The 21,813-nt window shown below is 55.9% G+C and carries 19 protein-coding genes and 1 riboswitch; of the genes, 11 read left to right on the forward strand and 8 right to left on the reverse strand.

Features of this window, described 5'->3' with window-relative positions; translation table 11 throughout:
* Positions 1-42 precede the first annotated feature (42 nt).
* The gene (locus EDF73_RS25935; protein WP_132731818.1) at positions 43-414 is read right to left on the reverse strand and encodes a carboxymuconolactone decarboxylase family protein; all 372 of its coding nucleotides are present in this window, start codon (positions 412-414) and stop codon (positions 43-45) included.
* 90 nt (positions 415-504) lie between these two features.
* Here EDF73_RS25935 and EDF73_RS25940 point away from each other — a divergent pair, with 90 nt between their 5' ends.
* A complete protein-coding gene (locus tag EDF73_RS25940) occupies positions 505-1,404 on the forward strand; it encodes a LysR family transcriptional regulator (RefSeq protein ID WP_132731819.1) in 900 nt (299 codons plus the stop codon).
* A gap of 166 nt (positions 1,405-1,570) precedes the next feature.
* Positions 1,571-2,461, forward strand: coding sequence for a methylenetetrahydrofolate reductase (metF, locus tag EDF73_RS25945; RefSeq protein ID WP_132731820.1), 891 nt, complete (start codon positions 1,571-1,573; stop codon positions 2,459-2,461).
* Between the two features lie 31 nt (positions 2,462-2,492).
* On the opposite strand, the gene EDF73_RS25950 is transcribed toward metF, so the two are convergent.
* The 3 genes from EDF73_RS25950 to EDF73_RS25960 all read right to left on the reverse strand — a co-directional run bounded on the left by EDF73_RS25950 (position 2,493) and on the right by EDF73_RS25960 (position 5,374).
* Entirely contained in the window at positions 2,493-3,596 is a 1,104-nt protein-coding gene (locus tag EDF73_RS25950) for a glycerol dehydrogenase (RefSeq protein WP_132731821.1), read from the reverse strand.
* Between the two features lie 53 nt (positions 3,597-3,649).
* Positions 3,650-4,312, reverse strand: a complete 663-nt coding sequence (fsa, locus tag EDF73_RS25955; RefSeq protein ID WP_132731822.1) for a fructose-6-phosphate aldolase — start codon at positions 4,310-4,312, stop codon at positions 3,650-3,652.
* A gap of 189 nt (positions 4,313-4,501) precedes the next feature.
* Positions 4,502-5,374 (reverse strand): AraC family transcriptional regulator, encoded by an 873-nt coding sequence (locus EDF73_RS25960; protein WP_132731823.1) that lies wholly within the window; start codon positions 5,372-5,374, stop codon positions 4,502-4,504.
* Positions 5,375-5,525: 151 nt separating this feature from the next.
* On the opposite strand from EDF73_RS25960, the gene zinT reads away from it, so the two are divergent.
* Positions 5,526-6,176 (forward strand): metal-binding protein ZinT, encoded by a 651-nt coding sequence (gene zinT / locus EDF73_RS25965; protein ID WP_132731824.1) that lies wholly within the window; start codon positions 5,526-5,528, stop codon positions 6,174-6,176.
* A gap of 90 nt (positions 6,177-6,266) precedes the next feature.
* Here the strand turns inward: zinT and ppc are convergent, their stop codons facing one another.
* Both ppc and argE read right to left on the reverse strand, forming a co-directional pair.
* Complete coding sequence (gene ppc / locus EDF73_RS25970; protein ID WP_132731825.1) at positions 6,267-8,918, reverse strand: phosphoenolpyruvate carboxylase; 2,652 nt, start codon at positions 8,916-8,918, stop codon at positions 6,267-6,269.
* Positions 8,919-9,173: 255 nt separating this feature from the next.
* Positions 9,174-10,325, reverse strand: coding sequence for an acetylornithine deacetylase (argE, locus tag EDF73_RS25975; RefSeq protein WP_132731826.1), 1,152 nt, complete (start codon positions 10,323-10,325; stop codon positions 9,174-9,176).
* 179 nt (positions 10,326-10,504) lie between these two features.
* On the opposite strand from argE, the gene argC reads away from it, so the two are divergent.
* The 4 genes from argC to oxyR all read left to right on the forward strand — a co-directional run bounded on the left by argC (position 10,505) and on the right by oxyR (position 14,933).
* Positions 10,505-11,509 carry an N-acetyl-gamma-glutamyl-phosphate reductase gene (argC, locus tag EDF73_RS25980; protein WP_132731827.1) on the forward strand — a complete coding sequence of 335 codons (1,005 nt, stop codon included), beginning with the start codon at positions 10,505-10,507 and terminating at the stop codon, positions 11,507-11,509.
* A gap of 6 nt (positions 11,510-11,515) precedes the next feature.
* Entirely contained in the window at positions 11,516-12,292 is a 777-nt protein-coding gene (gene argB / locus EDF73_RS25985; protein ID WP_132731828.1) for an acetylglutamate kinase, read from the forward strand.
* Between the two features lie 73 nt (positions 12,293-12,365).
* Positions 12,366-13,739 (forward strand): argininosuccinate lyase, encoded by a 1,374-nt coding sequence (gene argH, locus EDF73_RS25990; RefSeq protein ID WP_132731829.1) that lies wholly within the window; start codon positions 12,366-12,368, stop codon positions 13,737-13,739.
* A 276-nt stretch (positions 13,740-14,015) separates the two neighbouring features.
* Positions 14,016-14,933 (forward strand): DNA-binding transcriptional regulator OxyR, encoded by a 918-nt coding sequence (gene oxyR, locus EDF73_RS25995; RefSeq protein ID WP_132731830.1) that lies wholly within the window; start codon positions 14,016-14,018, stop codon positions 14,931-14,933.
* On the opposite strand, the gene sthA is transcribed toward oxyR, so the two are convergent.
* Positions 14,916-16,316, reverse strand: a complete 1,401-nt coding sequence (gene sthA / locus EDF73_RS26000; RefSeq protein ID WP_132731831.1) for a Si-specific NAD(P)(+) transhydrogenase — start codon at positions 16,314-16,316, stop codon at positions 14,916-14,918. The genes oxyR and sthA overlap by 18 nt on opposite strands.
* Before the next feature lie 196 nt (positions 16,317-16,512).
* On the opposite strand from sthA, the gene fabR reads away from it, so the two are divergent.
* Positions 16,513-17,148 carry an HTH-type transcriptional repressor FabR gene (gene fabR, locus EDF73_RS26005; RefSeq protein ID WP_132731832.1) on the forward strand — a complete coding sequence of 212 codons (636 nt, stop codon included), beginning with the start codon at positions 16,513-16,515 and terminating at the stop codon, positions 17,146-17,148.
* 15 nt (positions 17,149-17,163) lie between these two features.
* Positions 17,164-17,523 carry a YijD family membrane protein gene (locus EDF73_RS26010; RefSeq protein WP_132731833.1) on the forward strand — a complete coding sequence of 120 codons (360 nt, stop codon included), beginning with the start codon at positions 17,164-17,166 and terminating at the stop codon, positions 17,521-17,523.
* Between the two features lie 54 nt (positions 17,524-17,577).
* On the opposite strand, the gene trmA is transcribed toward EDF73_RS26010, so the two are convergent.
* Complete coding sequence (gene trmA, locus EDF73_RS26015) at positions 17,578-18,678, reverse strand: tRNA (uridine(54)-C5)-methyltransferase TrmA (protein WP_132731834.1); 1,101 nt, start codon at positions 18,676-18,678, stop codon at positions 17,578-17,580.
* Between the two features lie 115 nt (positions 18,679-18,793).
* Positions 18,794-18,975: riboswitch (cobalamin riboswitch) on the forward strand.
* A gap of 65 nt (positions 18,976-19,040) precedes the next feature.
* Between trmA and btuB the strand changes: the two genes are divergently transcribed.
* Together btuB and murI are read left to right on the forward strand one after the other, a co-directional pair.
* Positions 19,041-20,909, forward strand: a complete 1,869-nt coding sequence (gene btuB, locus EDF73_RS26020) for a TonB-dependent vitamin B12 receptor BtuB (protein ID WP_132731835.1) — start codon at positions 19,041-19,043, stop codon at positions 20,907-20,909.
* Positions 20,854-21,705, forward strand: a complete 852-nt coding sequence (murI, locus tag EDF73_RS26025) for a glutamate racemase (protein WP_132731836.1) — start codon at positions 20,854-20,856, stop codon at positions 21,703-21,705. Before btuB ends, murI begins: the two co-directional genes overlap by 56 nt.
* Positions 21,706-21,813: the final 108 nt, after the last annotated feature.

Consider the following 21,813-nt stretch of genomic DNA (forward strand, 5'->3'; position numbering starts at 1 on the left):
CCTGACTTTTCATGAGACCAGGCTGCGCCTGGTCTCATGGCGTTAGCGCGCCGCCAACACCTCTTTTGCGGCGAACAGACCATTCAAGGCTGCCGGGAACCCGGCATATACCGCCATCTGCATGATCGTTTCGATAATCTCCTCCTGCGTCAGACCCACGTGTAATCCCGCGGCGATATGTACTTTTAGCTGTGGCGCGGCGTTGCCCAGCGCCGTTAAGGCGGCAATGGTGGCGATTTCACGGCTGCGTAAATCCAGCCCCGGTCTGGCGTAGATATCGCCAAACGGGAACTCAATCAGGTAGCGGGCAAAGTCGGGGGCGATAGCCTGCAGGCTCCTGACGACGGCATCGCCGCCTTTACCGTCAACGCGCCGCAGCATTTCCAGACCGGTGGTATAACGTTCTGATGTCATGACCTTTCCTCTTTATTTTCGTGTGTTGTGAGCAAGGTTAGGGATGTTTAGCGGACTTGAGTAATACCCTTTTCGTGATACCTTTCCGGTATGACAAATTTACACCTCCATGCTCTTGATATCCGTCTGCTGCGCTATTTTGCGGTGGTAGCGGAAGAGAACAATATCAGTCGGGCTGCGCAGCGGTTATTCATCTCCCAGCCGCCGCTGAGCCGCCATATCCGCCATCTGGAAGCGCAGCTGGGAGTCCGGTTGTTTATCCGCCATACCCGGGGGTTGATTCTTACCGGGGATGGCCAGCGGGTGCTGGAGATCGTCCGTCCGCTGCTGGCGTTGCAGGAGCAGACGCTGGGCGCCCTCAGTCAGCTTGCCGATAACCGACAGCAGCCGTTGCGGCTGGGGTTGACCACCGCCTTTGAACAGGGGGTCTTTGCGCCTGTGGAAGCGGCTCTGGGTGGCCATGTCAGCGCGCGACATATCTTTCGCCAGGCTTCGCCCACGCTGGCTCAACAGGTACGTAAAGGTAAGCTGGACGCCGCGCTGGTCGCGCTGCCGCTGGATGCCGAAGGCTTAACGCTTTCCCCCTTGCCCTATCAGGAAGCGCTGATTGTCGCGCTGCCAGCGTCATGGCCGGAGTCCGCTCTGGCGAGCCTGAGCTTAAACGCGCTCAATCATCGTCCGCTGTTTTGGTTTAACCGGGAACGCAACCCGGCCTTTTTTGACGCGACCCGGCGTATTTTCGCGCGTATTGGTTATACGCCCGCGTATGTCGAGGAGCCTGCCGAGCATGATGTGCTGCTGGCGCGCATTGCGCGTGGGGAAGGGATGAACCTGCTTCCGGCGTCCTTTGCCGCAATTCAGCGCCAGGGGGTGGTGTTTCAGCCGCTGGCGGATAGCCGGCTGCGCCTGCCGCTGGGATTATTGACTCGTCCAGGCGATGAGGCTTTGCGCGCGTGGTTGCTTCCGTTCATTGAAGAATCATTACCTTAGCGCCGGATGATATGAATTAATCTCATCTTCGCTGAAGATTCCTCACTCTTTACGCTGATTTTTCTATTGACGCGTGCTCTCTTTTCCGTCATTTTTACATCTGGACGTCTAAACGTATAGAAGTTCGCAGCACAACAAACAATAAATGCGATTGATGAGGTAAGGTATGAGCTTTTTTCACGCCAATCAGCGGGAAGCCCTGAATCAAAGCCTGGCAGAAGTGCAGGGCCAGATTAACGTGTCCTTTGAATTCTTCCCGCCGCGCACCAGTGAAATGGAGCAAACCCTGTGGAAGTCCATCGATCGTTTAAGCAGCCTGAAGCCCAGGTTTGTCTCGGTGACCTATGGCGCCAACTCCGGCGAGCGTGACCGCACCCATAGCATCATCAAAGGCATTAAAGAACGTACCGGTCTGGAAGCGGCCCCGCATCTGACCTGTATCGACGCCAGCCGCGATGAGCTGCGTACGATCGCTCAGGATTACTGGAACAACGGCATTCGCCATATCGTCGCTCTGCGCGGCGACCTGCCGCCGGGTAGCGGTAAACCTGACATGTATGCGGCCGATCTGGTGACGCTGCTGAAAGAGGTCGGGGATTTTGATATTTCCGTTGCGGCTTATCCCGAGGTGCATCCGGAAGCCAAAAGCGCGCAGGCGGATCTGCTGAACCTGAAGCGCAAAGTCGATGCGGGCGCTAACCGCGCGATTACCCAGTTCTTCTTTGATGTTGAAAGCTATCTGCGTTTCCGCGATCGCTGCGTCTCCGCCGGTATCGATGTCGAAATTATCCCGGGCATTCTGCCGGTGTCTAACTTCAAGCAGGCGAAAAAATTTGCCGACATGACCAACGTGCGTATTCCCACCTGGATGTCGAAAATGTTTGAAGGTTTGGATAACGATGCGGAAACTCGTCAACTGGTCGGCGCGAACATCGCCATGGACATGGTGAAGATCCTAAGCCGCGAAGGGGTGAAGGATTTCCACTTCTATACCCTGAACCGCGCTGAGATGAGCTACGCAATTTGCCACACCCTGGGCGTACGCCCGGCGGTGTAAAAAAATGGCCCTCAATGAGGGCCATGGTGTTTTATTCCCACTCATGGAGAAAACGTTGACCGTACCGATCGGCGACCAGTAGCGCGGCGTAGACCTGATCCGCCGTGGCGCCGCCCGGCATATTATGGATAGTTTCTCCCTCTGTGCAGGCGGCTTCCGCCACGGTACGCATCTTGCCCGGAATATCCTCATTTATATCCAGCTGCGCCAGGGCGATCGGCAGGCCGACGCTGTGGCACAGCGCGGCGACGGTTTCGATCTCTTCCACCGGGGCATTTTCCAGTACCAGCTGCGTCAGCGTCCCGAAGGCGACCTTTTCACCGTGATAGTAGTGATGCGCATCCGCAATCGCGGTCAGGCCGTTATGAATCGCGTGGGCCGCCGCCAGGCCGCCGCTTTCAAAGCCGACGCCACTCAGATAGGTATTGGCTTCAATAACTTTCTCCAGCGCCGGCGTGACGACATGCTGCTCCGCCGCCAGCATCGCTTTTTCACCTTCTTCGAGCAGCGTGTTGTAGCACAGTTCAGCCAACGCCAGCGCCGCCTGGGTGCATTTGCCGCCCGCCATCGTCGTGGCGCCGCTGCGTGAACAGGCGCGGGCCTCAAACCAGGTGGCCAGCGCATCACCGATACCGGCAGCCAGCAGGCGTGGCGGCGCACCGGCGACAATCTGCGTATCGACAATCACCATGTTGGGGTTGCGCGGCAGCATCAGGTAGTGGTCAAACTCCCCCTCGTCGGTATAGATAACCGAGAGGGCGCTGCAGGGGGCGTCCGTTGAGGCAATGGTCGGGGCAATGACCACCGGAAGATGCATAAAGTGAGCTAATGCTTTCGCGGTATCCAGCGTTTTCCCGCCGCCGATACCCAGCACCGCATTACAGCGAGCGGCGCTGGCGATTTCACGCAGACGATTGATTTCATTATGCGAACACTCACCGCCAAAGGGAGCGATTTCTGCTACCAGACCGGCATCGGTCAGGCTTTTGCGCAGCTTCTCTTCGGCGAAGCCGAGCACGAATTTGTCGCCCACAATCAGCCAGCATTCGGCCAGCGGTTTGAGATAGTCGCCAAGGCGGGTGATGACGTTCGCACCCTGAATGTATCTGCCCGGGGATTGAATAATGCGATCCATTTGTATTCCTCCTGATGGTCGTGATGCCGCCCTCTGGCGGCACGCCGATCGGGTTACAGGTTCAGATTGCCAAAAGCCTTATTCCAGTCCTGCTCAAACTTCTCTATGGCTGACTCTACCGCGGGAGTGCCGAGCATTTGTTGCGCTACGTCTAAGGGAAGGGTAATCGCCTCACAACCGGTCAGCAGGCAATCCAGCGCCTGGCGCGGAGTTTTAAAGCTGGCGGCCAGCACTTTGCTTTCCGGCGCGTGCTGCTCCAGCAGGGATTGCAGCTCCTGCACCATGCGAATGCCATCACCCCCCTGGGCATCGACGCGGTTGACGTAAGGGGCGACATATCTGGCGCCCGCCAGCGCGGCCAGCAGACCCTGGGACGCGCTGTAGACCGCGGTACCCAGCGTCGGGATGCCCTCTTTCTTCAGCAGTTTGATGGCGGCAAGACCCTCGGCAGTCACCGGAATTTTCACCACAATGCCCGGAACGGCATTGCTCAGGCGTTTGGCTTCAGCAACCATCCCGTCGGCATCGCGGCTCATGGTCTGGGCAAACAGGGTGCCCTCTGGCCCGACGGCTTTTTGCAGGCGCGGCAGAACCTCCCAGATCGGCGTTTTACCGGCGGCGATAATGCTCGGGTTGGTGGTGACCCCGGCCAGCGGATAGATGCGTGCCAGGCGTTCAACTTCTGCTACGTTCGCGGTGTCCAGATAGAGTTCCATAGCCTTTCCTCGATTCTCAATTCAGTGATGTTGAGGTAAGGATACGGCCTGTCGCCGGCGGCTCGCCAGATGACAAATTTGCCAAAAACTGGATAAATGTACGCATTGCGGCTAAGGATGATTTAGATCACGTTTTCCCGCTACTCCTGGCGATTACCGGGGGAGGGCTGCGGCACTACCATTGCGTACTTACAAAAATCTAGTTTCTGCCTGGCGCTGTTTTTCCGTTAACTGGCTGTGATACTGGCGGCGATATTCCGATGGCGAGCGCTCGGTATTTTTACGAAACAGACGGCAGAAATAGTTACTGTCGGCGAAGCCGCAGGCATGCGCGACATCCTTGACCTTCATATCATGGCCCTTTAACAGCATCCGCGCCTGTTCGAGGCGGATGTGATTCAGGTACTCGTTAAATCCCATGGGGCCGCATTTCTGGAACAGGTGGGAGAGATAGTTGGGCGAGAGATAAAATTCCTGGGCCACCGATTCCCGGCTTAACGGCTCGGCGAAATGGCTGTCGATATATTTACGGATAGCCTCGAAGAGCGCCTGGCTGCGGGAAGCGGTTTGCACCTGGCTGCCGAGCAGATCGGTACAGTGGCTCAGCAGGCTGATGACGATCCAGCGGGCGGTATGCTGTTCCCGGGGCTGCATCTGCATCTCATTGAGCGCCTGCAGCAGAAAGGATCCCACCCGCGGGCCGCGGCGGGGAATCTGCAGCTTTTCCTCAACGTTCAGCGTCTTGCCGTTCCAGCGTTTGACCGTGAACTCTAACTGCTGCTTGCCAAATACGATGCTCAGGGTGGCGCAGGGGGTGTGCCAGCGGGGAAAATTCCAGCGGCCCGCGGCGACAAACAGCACGTCATATTGGGTAAGCATCGGCGGATCGGCCTTGACGCCAGCATCGCTCAGCTGCCCTTCCAGCACGATTTCGAGGCGCGGAAAGTCAACCTGCGACACATTATCGGCAAGCGGGCGGTTTTCCGTGGCAAAAAATATCTTGCGGAGAGCCGCCGGGCCTTTGATTAACGTGTCGATGAGTTGATTGAGATCGGTATCCATTCTTGCTCCGGAGAAGGCGCCACGTTTTTATCATACCGGAGAGTGCGGAAAGGGCAAAAGTCACGGCAAGCGCGGGTCAACGGTATTGCACGACGTGTATGATATGTTATATCGTAACATTTCATTGCAAAAGTTAACTCAGGAGAGAGTGATGACCAGAAAGAGTTCTGCCCTTGCGCTGGGTATCGGCATGCTGTTGGCCGCTACCCAGACCTTTGCTCACGGCCACCATAGCCATGGACCCGCGCTAACGGAGGCGGAGATTAAGGCGAGCGAAGGCGTTTTTGCCGATAAAGACGTCAGGGACCGGGCGCTAAGCGACTGGGACGGGATCTGGCAGTCGGTGAATCCGTATCTGCTCAATGGCGATCTGGATCCGGTACTGGAGCAAAAAGCGAAAAAAGCGGGCGGCAAGAGCGTGGCTGAATATCGGGAGTACTATAAGAAAGGCTATGCCACCGATGTAGACCAGATTGGTATTGAAGATAACGTGATGGAGTTCCACGTTGGCAAAACCGTCAATGCCTGCCAGTACGCCTATTCCGGCTATAAGATCCTGACCTATGCTTCCGGCAAGAAGGGCGTGCGCTATCTGTTCGAATGCCAGCAGGCGGACTCGAAAGCGCCGAAGTTCGTGCAGTTCAGCGACCATATTATCGGCCCGCGGAAATCGCAGCACTTCCACATTTTTATGGGGAATGACTCGCAGGAGGCGTTACTGAAAGAGATGGATAACTGGCCGACCTATTATCCTTATGCTCTGCATAAAGAGCAGATTGTCGACGAGATGCTGCATCATTAATAAAAATCCCCGGTCAGCGCGATGCCGACCGGGGATACGGGGCCCGGATACGGCGTGAGCGCCGCTATCCGGGTTTATAAAGCCGATAAATTAACCGGTGTTACGCATGCCGGCGGCAACGCCCGCGATGGTGACCATCAGCGCCTGTTCGACGCGCGGATCGGGCTCTTTACCTTCCTCTTCCGCCAGACGCGAACGGTGCAGCAGTTCCGCCTGCAGGACGTTCAGCGGGTCGGTATAGATGTTACGCAGCTGAATGGACTCCGCAATCCACGGCAGGTCGGCCATCAGGTGGGAATCGTTCGCGATATCCAGGACCACATTAATCCCGGAGGACAGCAGCTCGCGCAGCTCCTCGCCCAGGCCCCACAGTTCGGGTTTCACCAGACGCTGATCGTAGTATTCCGCCAGCCACAGGTCGGCTTTCGAGAACACCATCTCCAGCATGCCGAGGCGGGTAGAGAAGAACGGCCAGTCGCGGCACATGGTCTCCAGCTCGCTCTGCTTGCCATCTTCCACCACCTTCTGCAACGCGGTGCCCGCGCCCAGCCAGGCCGGCAGCATCAGGCGGTTCTGAGTCCAGGCGAAGATCCAGGGAATCGCGCGCAGGGATTCTACGCCACCGGTTGCACGGCGTTTTGCCGGGCGTGAGCCAAGCGGCAGTTTACCCAGTTCCTGCTCCGGCGTTGCCGAACGGAAATAAGGAACGAAATCTTTATTTTCACGCACGTAGCCGCGGTACATTTCACAGGAAATGTCGGAGAGCTCGGCCATGATATGACGCCACTCCGGTTTGGGTTCCGGCGGCGGCAGCAGGTTGGCCTCCAGCACGGCGCTGGTATACAGCGACAGACTGCTGATAGTGACTTCTGGCAGACCGTACTTAAAGCGGATCATCTCGCCTTGTTCCGTGACGCGCAGGCCGCCTTTCAGGCTTCCCGGCGGCTGAGAAAGCAGCGCGGCGTGTGCCGGCGCGCCGCCGCGACCGATGGAACCCCCACGACCGTGGAACAGGGTCAGTTCAATACCGGCTTTTTCGCAGGTCTTGATCAGCGCGTCCTGTGCCTGATACTGCGCCCAGGAGGCGGCCATCACGCCGGCATCTTTCGCCGAGTCGGAATAGCCAATCATGACCATCTGTTTGCCCTGAATAAACCCACGATACCAGTCGATATTCAGCAGCTGGGTCATAACGTCATTGGCGTTATTCAGATCGTCCAGGGTTTCAAACAGCGGGGCGACCGGCAGCGCGAAGCCAATACCGGCCTCTTTCAGCAACAGGTGAACCGCCAGCACGTCGGACGGGGTTTTCGCCATTGAGATCACGTACGCGGCGATAGATCCGTGCGGCGCTTCGGCGATCACTTTGCAGGTGTCGAGTACTTCACGGGTTTCGTTGCTCGGCTCCCACTGGCGTGGCAGCAGCGGACGTTTGGAGTTCAGTTCGCGGATCAGGAATGCCTGCTTGTCGGCTTCCGACCAGCTTTCGTAATCGCCGATACCGAGATAACGGGTCATCTCGCCCAGCGCTTCGGTATGACGGGTGCTTTCCTGACGAATGTCGATACGTACCAGCGGTACGCCGAAAGATTTCACGCGGCGCAGGGTATCTAGCAGTTCACCGTTGGCGATAATGCCCATGCCGCAGGACTGCAGCGACTTATAGCAGGCGTAAAGCGGTTCCCACAGCTGCTCGTTCTGGGTTATCAGGCCAGCAGGTTTCGGTAGTTTCTGCCCTTTCAGGCGCGCTTCCAGCCAGACCTGCGTTTCCATCAGCTGGGTACGCAGCTTTTTCATCAGGTAGCGATACGGTTCCTGCGCGCCTTCCGCGCCGGCCAGTTCGCGCAGTTCGTCGGTACATTCGACCATCGACAGTTCAGAAATCAGCAGCTGAATATCTTTCAGGAACAGGTCGGTTGCTTTCCAGCGGCTCAGCAGCAACACCTGACGGGTGATATCGGCGGTCACATTTGGGTTACCGTCACGGTCACCGCCCATCCAGGAGGTGAAGCGTACCGGTACGAAGTCAACCGGCAGCTGATAGTTGAGGTTCTCTTCCAGCTGCTCATTCATCTCGCGCAGGTAGTTTGGCACCCCTTCCCACAGGCTGTTTTCAACAACGGCAAAACCCCATTTTGCTTCATCAACCGGGGTTGGGCGGTACTTACGGATTTCGTCCGTATGCCATGACTGGGCGATCAGCTGGCGCAGACGGCGCATCAGCTGATGATGTTCGTAATCCGCGATATCTTTGTTATCAAGCTGCTTCAGGCAGTTGTTCACTTCCACCATTTTGTGGATCAGCGTACGGCGGGTGATCTCGGTGGGGTGAGCGGTTAATACCAGCTCCAGAGACAGGGACTCCACCGCTTTTTTAATGGTGTCTTCGTTGAGATGGGGTTGGTCTTTGAGTTTTCGCAGGGTGCGGGCAATCACTTCCGGATTGCTGGCCGCTTCGCCGTTTGGCGAAATGCTATGGTATTGCTCCGCCGTATTCGCCAGGTTCAGAAACTGGCTGAAAGCGCGTGCGACCGGCAGCAGCTCGTCGTTGGACAAATTTTGCAGCGTGGTGAGCAGTTCCTGGCGATTGGCTTCATTGCCGGCGCGAGAAGACTTGGACAATTTACGGATAGTTTCGACACGATCAAGAATGTTCTCTCCCAGTGCATCCTTGATGGTATCGCCTAGCACCTTACCGAGCATACTGACATTACTACGCAAAGCGGAATATTGTTCGTTCATGTTACCCCAGACACCCCATCTCATTTTATTTTGTTATATCCGGTACTCTGCAGCGGTGAGCAGCGGATAAGCAGCCGTCTTTTATAAAGCCACGTAAAAACCCCCACGTCAATTGTTGCGAAATCGCTTCAGCAAACGAATAAATGGCGGCAATTTGCGAAATTTAACTCAGGCGTCGCCTGATAAGCGTTGCTTATGGAAATGTGACAAATATCACCGTCCCGCCCCGGCTGAAAGAGGCGGGAGCGGGCTGTTTTAATGCCAGCAGAAATGATGCACGACCTGGGCGATCAGCTCCCGGGTCGGCTTAATAAAGCGGGTTTCCAGATATTCATCCGGCTGGTGGGCCTGATTAATGGAACCGGGGCCTAAAACCAGGGTCGGGCACAGCGTCTGAATAAACGGCGCTTCGGTACAGTAGTTCACCACCTCGGTTTGCGCGCCGAGCAGCTTTTCGACCACCTGAACCAGCTGATGATCCGGTGGGCATTCATAGCCAGGAATCGGCGGATGCAGCTCGGAGACGGTCAGGCGGCCCGGCCAGCGTTCGCTCACCGGCGCCAGCGCTTCATCCAGCAGTCCGTTGAGATCGTTGAGAGTCATACCCGGCAGCGGGCGAATATCCATATGCAGCTCGCAGCAGGCGCAGATGCGGTTTGAGGCGTCGCCGCCGTGCAGCGATCCGAGGTTGAGCGTTGGGTACGGCACGGTGAAAGCAGCGTAGTGATAGCGTTCTTTCAGCGAATCGCGCAGCTGCATGATACGACCAATGGCATCATGCATTAATTCGATGGCGTTCACCCCGCGTGCGGGATCGCTGGAGTGGCCGGACTGGCCCTGAACGCGCACGGCGGTGGAGATATGGCCTTTATGCGCCCGTACCGGCTGCAGAGAGGTGGGTTCACCGATAATGGCGCAGTCCGGGCGCAGCTGCGTGGTTTCGGCAAAGTAGCGGGCGCCGGCCATGCTGGTCTCTTCATCGGCGGTAGCCAGGATGTAGAGCGGTTTTTTCAGCTTACTGACGTCAACATCGCGCAGGGCATCGAGAATAAAGGCGAAGAAGCCTTTCATGTCGGCGGTGCCGAGACCGTACAGCTTATTGTCGTGTTCGGTGAGCACAAAGGGATTGCGAGTCCAGCGGCCGTCGTCAAACGGCACGGTATCGGTATGCCCGGCGAGCAGCAGGCCGCCGGCACCGTGGCCGGTACTGGCCAGCATGTTGAATTTATTGCGCGTATCCGGTACCGGCTGAACTTCGACATTGAAGCCAATTTCGCGGAACCAGCCAGCCAGTAAATTGATTAAAGTCTCATTGCTTTGATCCAGCGCCTCTTCGGTTGCGCTGATGGAAGGTGTGGCGATCAATGCGCGGTAAATCTCGATAAAGGGCGGTAAATTGTTTTTCATTGTTGACACACCTCGGGTCATGATAGTATCAATATTCATGCAGTATTTATGAATAAAAATACATTATCGTTGAGCGTAAGAAAACCCACAGAATGTAGGGCCAGGCTCTTACGGCTTAACAGGGTGAGGAAGAGTGACGCTTCCTGGGCAAATATGACGTAAGAAGGTGAAGAGCCCCGATGTTGAATACGCTGATTGTGGGTGCCAGCGGTTATGCCGGCGCAGAGCTAGTGACCTATGTAAATCGCCATCCTCATATGACCATAACCGCTTTGACGGTCTCCGCGCAAAGCAATGATGCAGGGAAATTCATTTCCGATTTGCATCCGCAGCTGAAAGGCATCGTGGATTTGCCGCTGCAGCCGATGTCAGATATCAGCGAATTTAGCGCCGGGGTGGATGTGGTCTTCCTCGCGACCGCCCATGAAGTGAGCCACGACCTGGCGCCGCAGTTCCTTGCCGCAGGCTGCGTGGTGTTTGACCTGTCCGGTGCCTTTCGCGTCAACGACGGCGCGTTCTATGAAAAATATTACGGCTTTACTCATCAGCATCCGGAGCTGCTCGAGCAGGCGGTCTATGGTCTGGCCGAGTGGAGCGTCGACAAACTGAAAGAGGCGAATTTAGTCGCCGTCCCGGGCTGTTATCCGACGGCGGCTCAGCTGTCGTTAAAACCGCTGATCGATGCGGGGCTGCTGGATCTTACCCAGTGGCCGGTGATCAACGCGACCAGCGGCGTCAGCGGCGCGGGTCGTAAAGCGGCGATCGGCAATAGCTTCTGTGAAGTGAGCCTGCAGCCGTACGGCGTGTTTAATCATCGCCACCATCCGGAAATCTCGACCCATCTTGGCGCGGAGGTGATTTTCACCCCGCATCTCGGCAACTTTAAGCGTGGGATTCTGGAAACCATCACCTGCCGTCTGCAGCCTGGCGTCAGCAAAGAGCAGATTGCCGACGCTTTCCAACAGGCCTATGCCGATAAACCGCTGGTGCGTTTATACGATAAAGGCGTTCCCGCATTGAAAAACGTCGTAGGTCTGCCATTCTGTGATATCGGTTTTGCGGTTCAGGACCAACATATTATCGTCGTAGCGGCAGAAGATAATCTGCTGAAAGGCGCGGCGGCGCAGGCAGTCCAGTGCGCGAATATTCGTTTCGGCTTTGCTGAGACGCAGTCTCTTATTTAAGGTGTGATGATGAACCCATTAATTATCAAACTCGGCGGCGTGTTACTCGATAGCGAAGAGGCGCTGGAGCGCCTGTTTACCGCGCTGGTTAACTACCGTGAAACGCATCATCGCCCGCTGATTATTGTGCACGGCGGCGGCTGTGTGGTAGATGAGCTGATGAAACAGCTCAATCTGCCGGTGAATAAGAAAAATGGTCTGCGGGTCACGCCAGCGGATCAAATCGATATTATTACCGGCGCGCTGGCGGGGACCGCCAATAAGACGCTGCTGGCATGGGCGAAAAAACATCATCTTGCTTCGGTGGGTCTGTTCCTCGGCGATGGCGATAGCGTTAAGGTGACTCAGCTTGATGAAGAGCTGGGCCACGTTGGCCTGGCGCAGCCGGGTTCGCCGGCCCTGATTAACACGCTGCTGGCGGGCGGCTACCTGCCGGTGGTCAGCTCTATCGGCGTGACGGATGAAGGGCAACTGATGAACGTGAACGCTGACCAGGCGGCCACCGCGCTGGCGGCGACGCTCGGCGCGGACCTGATCCTGCTTTCCGATGTCAGCGGCATTCTCGATGGCAAAGGCCAGCGTATTGCGGAAATGACCGCCGCGAAGGCGGAGCAGCTGATCGAACAAGGCATTATTACCGACGGGATGATCGTCAAGGTAAATGCCGCGCTGGATGCCGCGCGTACCCTCGGTCGCCCGGTGGATATCGCCTCCTGGCGCCATGCGGAGCAACTGCCGGCATTGTTTAACGGTACGCCTATCGGTACGCGTATTCTGGCCTGATATTTAATTATCTTGAAGACCGGGCAGCCGATGGCTTCCCGGTAGAAATAAACCAATTTGAAGGAAGCACACTATGGCACTCTGGGGCGGGCGTTTTACTCAGGCAGCAGATCAGCGGTTCAAACAGTTCAACGACTCTTTGCGCTTCGACTATCGCCTGGCGGAGCAGGATATCGTTGGCTCTGTCGCCTGGTCTAAAGCGCTGGTGACGGTGGGGGTGCTCACTGCCGCCGAGCAGCAGCAGCTCGAAGAGGCGTTAAGCGTGCTACTGGAAGAGGTGCGGGCTAATCCGCAGCAAATCCTGGAAAGCGACGCGGAAGATATTCACAGCTGGGTGGAAGGCAAGCTGATCGATAAAGTGGGCCAGTTGGGTAAGAAGCTGCACACCGGGCGTAGCCGTAACGATCAGGTGGCAACCGATCTCAAGCTGTGGTGCAAGGATACGGTCGCGGAGCTGCTCTCCGCGAACCGTCAGCTGCAAAGCGCGCTGGTGGATACCGCACAGAACAACCAGGATGCGGTGATGCCGGGTTATACCCACCTGCAGCGTGCGCAGCCGGTCACCTTCGCTCACTGGTGCCTGGCCTATGTTGAGATGCTGGCCCGTGATGAAAGCCGTCTGCAGGATGCCCTGAAACGCCTGGACGTCAGCCCTTTGGGCTGCGGCGCGCTGGCAGGAACCGCCTACGACATCGACCGTGAGCAGCTGGCCGGCTGGCTGGGTTTTGCTTCCGCGACCCGCAATAGCCTGGATAGCGTTTCCGACCGCGATCATGTTCTGGAACTGCTTTCCGCTGCGTCGATTGGGATGGTTCATCTGTCCCGCTTCGCCGAAGACCTGATTTTCTTTAATACTGGCGAAGCCGGTTTTATTGAGCTGTCCGATCGCGTCACTTCCGGCTCTTCCCTGATGCCACAGAAAAAGAACCCTGATGCGCTCGAGCTGATCCGCGGTAAATGCGGCCGCGTCCAGGGGGCGCTGACCGGCATGATGATGACCCTGAAAGGTCTGCCGCTGGCATACAACAAAGATATGCAGGAAGATAAAGAAGGGTTGTTCGATGCGCTCGACACCTGGCTTGATTGCCTGCATATGGCGGCGCTGGTGCTGGATGGCATTCAGGTCAAACGCCCGCGTTGCGAAGAAGCGGCGCAGCAGGGGTATGCGAATGCCACCGAGCTGGCGGATTACCTGGTAGCGAAAGGAGTGCCGTTCCGCGAAGCGCACCATATTGTAGGGGAAGCGGTTGTCGAAGCTATCGCGCAGGGTAAACCGCTGGAAGAGCTGGCCCTCGCTGACCTGCAGAAATTTAGCCGCGTGATTGCCGACGATGTCTATCCGATTCTGTCGCTGCAGTCCTGCCTCGATAAGCGCTCGGCAAAAGGCGGCGTCTCACCGAAGCAGGTTGCGCAGGCGATGGCTGACGCCAGACAGCGTCTGGTGTAAATCCTGGCTTTCCGGGGTAAGACGAACGGGATAAAGGAATAAAACAGGCTCGGGCTCTGCCCGGGCTTTTTTATGCAAAAAAAAGCGGACACAAGGTCCGCAAAAGTTCACGTTGGCTTTAGTTGTTCGGGTAGGGAAAGTGGTGAGACGTTCAGGTGATTTTCTGACCTTCGCCTCGTTTCTGGGTTTATTATTGAACAGAAACCTTGATAGGGATAATCGTTCGTTGCTATGCTATCTATCGCCATGAACTATCATGGCGACGGAGGATGAATAATGAATATTCGCGATCTTGAATACCTGGTTGCGCTAGCCGAGCACCGCCACTTCCGGCGTGCGGCGGACTCCTGCCACGTCAGCCAACCCACGCTTAGCGGGCAAATCCGCAAGCTGGAGGATGAACTGGGGGTTATGCTGCTGGAGCGCACCAGCCGTAAGGTGCTGTTTACCCAGGCCGGACTGTTGCTGGTGGATCAGGCGCGTACCGTGTTACGCGAAGTCAAAGTGCTCAAGGAAATGGCAAGTCAACAGGGCGAGACCATGTCCGGGCCGCTGCATATTGGCCTGATTCCGACCATTGGCCCGTATCTGTTGCCACAAATAATCCCGATGCTGCACCAGACTTTTCCAAAGCTGGAAATGTACCTGCATGAAGCACAAACGCATCAACTGCTGGCTCAGCTGGACAGCGGTAAGCTTGACTGCGCGATCCTCGCGCTGGTGAAAGAGAGCGAGGCCTTTATCGAGGTGCCGCTGTTTGATGAGCCGATGATGCTGGCAATCTATGAAGATCACCCGTGGGCCAATCGTGACCGCGTGCCGATGTCAGATTTGGCCGGGGAAAAACTGCTGATGCTGGAAGACGGCCACTGTCTGCGCGATCAGGCAATGGGCTTCTGTTTTGAGGCCGGTGCGGATGAAGATACCCATTTTCGTGCCACCAGTCTTGAAACGCTGCGCAACATGGTTGCCGCAGGCAGCGGCATCACGCTGCTGCCGGCGTTAGCGGTGCCGCAGGAGAGAAAACGCGATGGCGTGGTGTATATTCCGTGCATTAAGCCGGAACCGAGACGTACCATCGGGCTGGTTTACCGTCCGGGTTCGCCGCTGCGCAGCCGCTATGAGCATCTGGCGGAGGCCATCCGCAGTACTATGGATGGCCATTTCGACAGCGCGTTAAAACAGGCGGTTTAAGCCATTTAACGCAGCGACCCGATAGGCTTCCGCCATGGTCGGGTAGTTAAAGGTGGTGTTAACGAAGTACTCAATGGTGTTACCGCCACCTTTCTGCTCCATAATCGCCTGGCCGATATGAATAATCTCGGCCGCGCGTTCGCCAAAGCAGTGAATCCCCAGGATCTCTTTCGTCTCCCGATGGAACAGAATCTTCAGCGTCCCCACGCTCATCCCAACGATTTGCGCTCGCGCCAGATGTTTAAACTGCGCGCGGCCCACTTCGTATGGCACTTTCATCGCCGTCAGCTGTTGCTCGGTTTTACCCACCGAGCTGATTTCCGGAATGGTGTAGATGCCGGTCGGGATATCTTCAATCAGGTGGGCTGAAGCCTCGCCTTTAATCAACGCCTGTGCGGCGATGCGGCCCTGATCGTAGGCCGCTGAAGCCAGGCTCGGGTAGCCGATGACGTCGCCGACGGCATAGATATGCGGTAGCGCGGTCTGGTACATGCTGTTGACCTTGAGCTGGCCGCGGCTATCGGTTTGCAGGCCGATATTTTCCAGCGCCAGGGAATCGGTATTACCGGTACGACCGTTGGCATACAGCAGACAGTCCGCCTTCAGCTTTTTGCCCGATTTCAGATGCATGATCACGCCATCATCGACGCCTTCAATTTTCTCGTACTCTTCGTTGTGACGAATCACCACGCCGCTATTCCAGAAGTGATAGGAGAGGGAGTCGGACATCTCCTGGTCGAGGAACGCCAGAAGACGGTCGCGGGTGTTGATCAGATCCACCTTCACTTCCATCCCGCGGAAAATCGACGCGTATTCGCAGCCAATGACCCCGGCACCGTAAATGATCACATGGCGCGGTTCGTGCTGAAGGCTGAGGATGGAGTCGCTGTCGTACAGGCGCGGGTGGGAAAAATCGACATCCGCCGGGTGATACGGGCGCGAGCCGCAGGCGATGACGAATTTCTCGGCGGTAACCGTCTCGACGGTACCATCGTGACATTCCAGGGCCAGTGTGTGTTCATCAACGAAGTGCGCGTTGCCCTGCAGAATTTCGCAGTGGTTGCGCTCATAGAAACCCTGACGCATATGGGTTTGCTGGTTAATGACGCTGTCGGCATGGTTAAGAATGTCGGCGAAGGAAGAACGAAGAAGGCGGGAGTGGTCGCTGTAGAGGGGGTTCTGGTTAAACTCGATAATACGGCTGACGGCATGGCGGAGTGCTTTCGACGGGATGGTGCCCCAATGGGTACAACCACCGCCGACGTTATGATAGCGCTCGATAACGGCAACGCGCGCTCCCTGCTTAACCAGTCCCATGGCGGCGCCTTCGCCGCCAGGGCCGGAACCAATCACTATTGCATCATAATCCCAAGAGTGTGACATGGCATTACTCACCTGTTTTATACATAAAATAAACACGATGATAACATTCGCCGCAGTTTAACCCAATTATCGTTGTGCTTTTTTGCGGCATAAAAGCAGAATCGGCTCGTAAACAATCATTCACAAAGCAGTGTAAACCGATTAGTTTTAATCTCTGGTATAGTGCCAGCAGGGCTATTGGAAGGATTCAGACAACGTGATGGGTGTAAGAGCGCTACAAAAAGAGAAAACCCGGCGTTCGCTGGTAGAAGCGGCATTCAGTCAGCTTAGCGCTGAACGCAGTTTTGCCAGCTTGAGCTTGCGTGAAGTCGCGCGCGAAGCGGGGATTGCACCGACATCTTTTTATCGCCATTTTCGTGATGTCGATGAGCTAGGTTTGACGATGGTCGACGAGAGCGGACTCATGCTACGCCAGCTAATGCGCCAGGCGCGGCAGCGCATTGCCAAAGGCGGCAGCGTGATACGCACCTCCGTCTCCACATTTATGGAATTTATTGGCAATAACCCAAACGCTTTCCGCCTGCTGCTGCGGGAACGTTCTGGCACTTCCGCGGCGTTTCGTGCCGCCGTGGCGCGCGAGATTCAGCATTTCATCGCGGAACTTGCCGACTATTTAGAAATCGAAAATCATATGCCGCGCGCCTTTACCGAAGCGCAGGCTGAAGCTATGGTCACCATCGTTTTCAGCGCCGGCGCTGAAGCGCTGGACGTCGGTCTGGAACAGCGCCGACAGCTGGAGGAGCGGCTGGTACTGCAGCTCAGAATGATCTCGAAAGGCGCGTATTACTGGTATCGCCGCGAACAAGAAAAAATGTCACATCATTCCGAATAACGTGAAGGACGAGCAATGAAACACTCAGTTCAAGATAAAGGTACGCTGTTGCTGGCACTGATCGCTGGTTTGTCCATAAATGGAACCTTCGCCGCGCTGTTCAGCTCGATTGTTCCCTTTTCCCTGTTCCCGATTCTGTCCCTGCTGCTGACGATTTACTGCCTGCATCAGCGCTACCAGAATCGTAGTATGCCCGTGGGGTTGCCGGGCCTGGCGGCCGCCTGCTTTATTCTGGGCGTTCTGCTTTATAGCACCGTGGTGCGTGCGGAGTATCCGGACATCGGTTCTAACTTCTTCCCGGCGGTACTGTCGGTCATCACCGTGTTCTGGATTGGCTACCGGATACGTAACCGTAAGGATGCGGCGGCGGAGTAATTCTGCTGCGCTAACCCGGCAAACATCGCGTTGCCGGGTTTCTCTCCTGGCGTCTTACTTCTTCGTTAACAGCACGCCACATTCCATATGATGGGTATACGGGAACTGATCGAACAGCGCCAGGCGAGTGACGTTGTGGGTCTGACTTAAGGTTTCCAGGTTGTGGCACAGGGTCTGCGGATTGCAGGAGATATACAGAATTTGCGGGTACGCCTGCACCATCTTCTCGGTTTCGCTATCCAGCCCGCTGCGCGGCGGATCGACGAAAATCGTCTCACACTGATAGCTTTGCAGGTCGATACCCTGCAGGCGGTTAAACTCCCGTACGCCGTTCATCGCCTGCGTAAACTCTTCTGCCGCCATCCGGATAATCTGCACGTTATCAATATGGTTAGCCGCGATGTTGTACTGCGCCGCCGCGACGGAAGGTTTGGCGATTTCCGTAGCCAGGACGCGATTAAAATTGCGCGCCAGCGCCAGCGAGAAATTACCGTTGCCGCAGTACAGCTCGAGTAAATCCCCCGTCGCTCCTGCGGTGGCATCCAGCGCCCACTCCAGCATCTGAATATTCATGGCGGCATTCGGCTGGGTGAAGCTGTTTTCTACCTGACGATAGATCATTTCACGGCCAGCCACCGGCAGGCGCTCATCAATATAGTCCTGATCGAGCTCGATTTTGGTTTTGGTGGCCCGGCCAATCAGATGCACGTTGAGGTTTTGCGCACGCAGCGCATCGCGTAATGCTTCGGCCTGCTGACGCCACGCGTCGTCGAGCTTTTTATGATACAGCAGCGACACCACGGCCTGATTGCTCATGGTCGTCAGATAGTCGACCTGGAACAGCTTATGGCGCAAAACCGGGTTGTTGCGCACGCCGTCGAGTATTGCGGTCATCAGCTGATTAATCAGCTCGCTGGCCGCCGGGAAGCTGTCTACGCGAATCCGGGACTTCGTCTGCGGATCGAACATAATGTGGTACAGGTCGTCGCCATCGTGCCACAGGCGAAACTCCGCGCGCATACGATAATGGCTGACCGGCGAACGAAACACCTCCGGAACCAGCGCGGCAAAAGGCGCCATCATTTTTTGCAGACGAACGACTTTTTCTGCCAGCTGCGCTTCATATTGTTCGGTGGGGAGGTGTTCGGGGGTCATGATGCATCCTGAGTAAAATAAGTACGCGGGGATTGTAGGGAAAGCGTCGGGGATGTCCAGCCCAGATAAGGGATCAAATATAATTATAGAAGTCTGGACATCTATATGTTGCTAATTATAGCATTGTGTAACCGGTCCTGTGAGTTAAAAGGGAACCCAGTGTAAATCTGGGGCTGACGCGCAGCGGTAAGGATGGTGGGATGAACGCATTGTGCAGACACTGCCGATATTTGGTGGGAAGTCTTCATCCATAACACGCCCCAAGCCCGAAGACCTGCCGGAATACGTCGCATTTGGTTTCTATCATCGCGTGCTACTGATGAAACCCGCGGCATCCTTTATATGTTACGGATGCTTTTACAATGATTAAAAAAGCTTCGCTGATGACGGCTCTCTCCGTCACGGCATTTTCCGGCTGGGCGCAAGACAGCCATTCAGATACGTTAGTAGTGACAGCAAATCGCTTTCAACAGCCGGTCAATACGGTTCTTGCGCCGACCGATGTGGTCACCCGGGAAGATATCGAACGCTGGCAGGCAAAAAATCTCAATGATGTGATGCGGAGATTGCCGGGGGTGGACATCGCCCAGAATGGCGGGATGGGGCAATCTTCTTCTCTGTTTATTCGCGGTACAGAAGCCAAACAGGTACTGGTGCTGGTAGACGGCGTTCCCATGTCCCGCCCTGGCATTACCAATAACCCCGATCTGAACCAAATTCCGCTTTCGCTGGTACAGCGTGTGGAATATATCCGCGGCCCGCGTTCAGCGATTTATGGCTCCGGTGCGATGGGAGGGGTGATTAACGTCATCACCCATTCTGATAAGGAACAATCTAAGATCACCGCCGGCGTCGGTTCGAAAGGTTACCAGCAATATGATGGCACCCTGCGCCAGCGCTTTGGGGATACTGTCGCGACGGTCGCAGGTTCTTATGAGGGAAATAAGGGCTTTAACGTCCAGCCTGGCTCAACCTGGGATCACGACCAGGACCGCGATGGCTTCCGCAGTAAAGCGTTCTGGGGCAGCCTTGAGCATAAATTTAACGATAACTTTGCCGGTTTCTTCCGCGGTCGTAGTTATACCAATAACACTGATTACGATCTGGGAAGCCCGCCCTACAGCCCATCCTACAGCGCAGATGAGGAACAACTCTATAACCAGAGTTGGGATGCGGGCCTGACCTTTAATTCCGGGATCTACTCTTCGCAACTTATTGCCAGTTACCAGAAGGTCAAAGACTACAACTACAGCAGTATTTATGGCCGTTATAATGATGGCACCACGCTCGATCGCATGACTCAGCGTAATCTGCAGTGGGGAAACAACTTTATTGTCGGTCATGGCTCGGTGAGTGCGGGTGTCGACTGGCAGCAGCAGCGTCTGACCTCGTCGGACACGGTGCTATCGGATACCTACAAGCGCGATAACACGGGCCTTTATTTGACCGGACAGCAGCAGTTTGGCGATGTGACTCTTGAAGCCTCTGGCCGTGAAGACCATGACGAACAGTTTGGCTGGCACGGAACCTGGCAGACCACCGCCGGTTGGGAGTTCGTTGAAAACTATCGCGTGACGCTCGGCTATGGTACCGGCTTCCTTGCTCCTTCCCTGGGACAACAGTTTGGATCCACCCGTTTTGGTATCAACTCAAACCCAAACCTGAAGCCTGAAGAGTCGAAACAATGGGAAGCAGGGCTTGAAGGGATCACCGGCCCGCTGGACTGGCGCCTGTCCGCGTATCACTACAAGATTACTAACCTGATTACCTATTACTCAGACCCTGTCACCTATGAAGGTGAGTATGACAATATCAACGCCGCAACGATTAAAGGGGTTGAATGGACAGGGAGTGTGGATACCGGCATTTTCAGCCATCGCGTCACGTTGCAGTACATCGACCCGCGTAATGACGATAATGGTGAAGTCCTGGCCAGACGCTCGAAACGCCAGGCGAAGTACCAGCTGGACTGGACGATGTTCAACGTCGATATGGATGTATCGTGGCAGTACTATGGCAAGCGTTACGATAACAACACCTCTCAGTACAATAATACGCAGAGGATTTTGCCAAGCTACAGCACAGTTGACGTTTCTGCAGCGTATCCGATCACCGATCGCCTGACAGTTCGTGGTAAAATAGCCAACCTGTTCGATAAAGATTACGAGACAGCTTATGGCTACCAAACTGCAGGACGAGAATACTACTTGTCTGGCAGCTACACCTTCTGATCCACGTCCCACCGTGCTGGTGTTTGACTCCGGCGTCGGTGGGTTGTCGGTTTATAATGAGATTCGGCAGCTGCTGCCGAATCTGCATTACATCTACGCTTTCGATAACGTGGCTTTCCCTTATGGGGAGAAGAGCGAAGAATTTATCGTTGAACGCGTGCTCGACATCGTCACCGCTGTACAACAACGCTATCCGTTGGCGCTGGCCGTCATTGCCTGTAACACAGCCAGTACCGTTTCCCTTCCCGCCCTGCGTGACAAATTCGCATTTCCCGTCGTGGGCGTCGTTCCAGCGATTAAGCCCGCAGCCCGTTTGACGGCGAATGGTATTGTCGGCCTGCTGGCAACGCGCGGTACGGTGAAGCGTCCCTATACGCGTGAACTGATCAGCCGCTTTGCCAATGAATGTAAAATAGAGATGCTGGGTTCCGCGGAGCTGGTTGAGCTGGCGGAAGCGAAGCTGCACGGCGAGCCGGTCCCACTGGATGAACTGCGGCGTATTCTGCGTCCGTGGCTGCGCATGGCAGAGCCGCCTGACACGGTTGTGCTGGGCTGTACGCATTTCCCGCTATTACAGGAAGAGCTGCAGCAGGTACTGCCGGAAGGCACGCGAATGATCGATTCCGGTGCCGCGATTGCCCGTCGTACCGTCTGGCTGCTTGAGCATGAGGCCCCGGATGCGAAATCCAGCGCCGCGAATCTGGCCTATTGCATGGCACTGACGGCAGAAACTGAACAGCTTTTACCCGTTTTGCAGCGTTACGGCTTTGAGACGCTGGAAAAGCTGCCGCTTTAAGGGCGTTTTGCACAAAAAAGAGACGGTTGAAAAGTTTTTTTAAAACAGGGCTTGTCAACGTCTCAGAACTCCCTATAATGCGCCTCCACTGACACGGAACAACGGCAC

The organism is Klebsiella sp. BIGb0138 (assembly GCF_004342285.1).
Taxonomy (GTDB): Bacteria; Pseudomonadota; Gammaproteobacteria; order Enterobacterales; family Enterobacteriaceae; genus Klebsiella.

Bases quoted from the DNA above. Each gene is read 5' to 3' on its own strand.
- ppc (WP_132731825.1), bottom strand. From the start codon at position 8,918: ATGAACGAACAATATTCCGCTTTGCGTAGTAATGTCAGTATGCTCGGT.
- zinT (WP_132731824.1), top strand. From the start codon at position 5,526: ATGACCAGAAAGAGTTCTGCCCTTGCGCTGGGTATCGGCATGCTGTTG.
- EDF73_RS25950 (WP_132731821.1), bottom strand. From the start codon at position 3,596: ATGGATCGCATTATTCAATCCCCGGGCAGATACATTCAGGGTGCGAAC.
- argC (WP_132731827.1), top strand. From the start codon at position 10,505: ATGTTGAATACGCTGATTGTGGGTGCCAGCGGTTATGCCGGCGCAGAG.
- EDF73_RS25960 (WP_132731823.1), bottom strand. From the start codon at position 5,374: ATGGATACCGATCTCAATCAACTCATCGACACGTTAATCAAAGGCCCG.
- EDF73_RS26010 (WP_132731833.1), top strand. From the start codon at position 17,164: ATGAAACACTCAGTTCAAGATAAAGGTACGCTGTTGCTGGCACTGATC.
- EDF73_RS25940 (WP_132731819.1), top strand. From the start codon at position 505: ATGACAAATTTACACCTCCATGCTCTTGATATCCGTCTGCTGCGCTAT.
- fsa (WP_132731822.1), bottom strand. From the start codon at position 4,312: ATGGAACTCTATCTGGACACCGCGAACGTAGCAGAAGTTGAACGCCTG.
- oxyR (WP_132731830.1), top strand. From the start codon at position 14,016: ATGAATATTCGCGATCTTGAATACCTGGTTGCGCTAGCCGAGCACCGC.
- sthA (WP_132731831.1), bottom strand. From the start codon at position 16,316: ATGTCACACTCTTGGGATTATGATGCAATAGTGATTGGTTCCGGCCCT.
- argH (WP_132731829.1), top strand. From the start codon at position 12,366: ATGGCACTCTGGGGCGGGCGTTTTACTCAGGCAGCAGATCAGCGGTTC.
- btuB (WP_132731835.1), top strand. From the start codon at position 19,041: ATGATTAAAAAAGCTTCGCTGATGACGGCTCTCTCCGTCACGGCATTT.
- trmA (WP_132731834.1), bottom strand. From the start codon at position 18,678: ATGACCCCCGAACACCTCCCCACCGAACAATATGAAGCGCAGCTGGCA.
- EDF73_RS25935 (WP_132731818.1), bottom strand. From the start codon at position 414: ATGACATCAGAACGTTATACCACCGGTCTGGAAATGCTGCGGCGCGTT.
- murI (WP_132731836.1), top strand. From the start codon at position 20,854: ATGGCTACCAAACTGCAGGACGAGAATACTACTTGTCTGGCAGCTACA.
- metF (WP_132731820.1), top strand. From the start codon at position 1,571: ATGAGCTTTTTTCACGCCAATCAGCGGGAAGCCCTGAATCAAAGCCTG.
- argE (WP_132731826.1), bottom strand. From the start codon at position 10,325: ATGAAAAACAATTTACCGCCCTTTATCGAGATTTACCGCGCATTGATC.
- argB (WP_132731828.1), top strand. From the start codon at position 11,516: ATGATGAACCCATTAATTATCAAACTCGGCGGCGTGTTACTCGATAGC.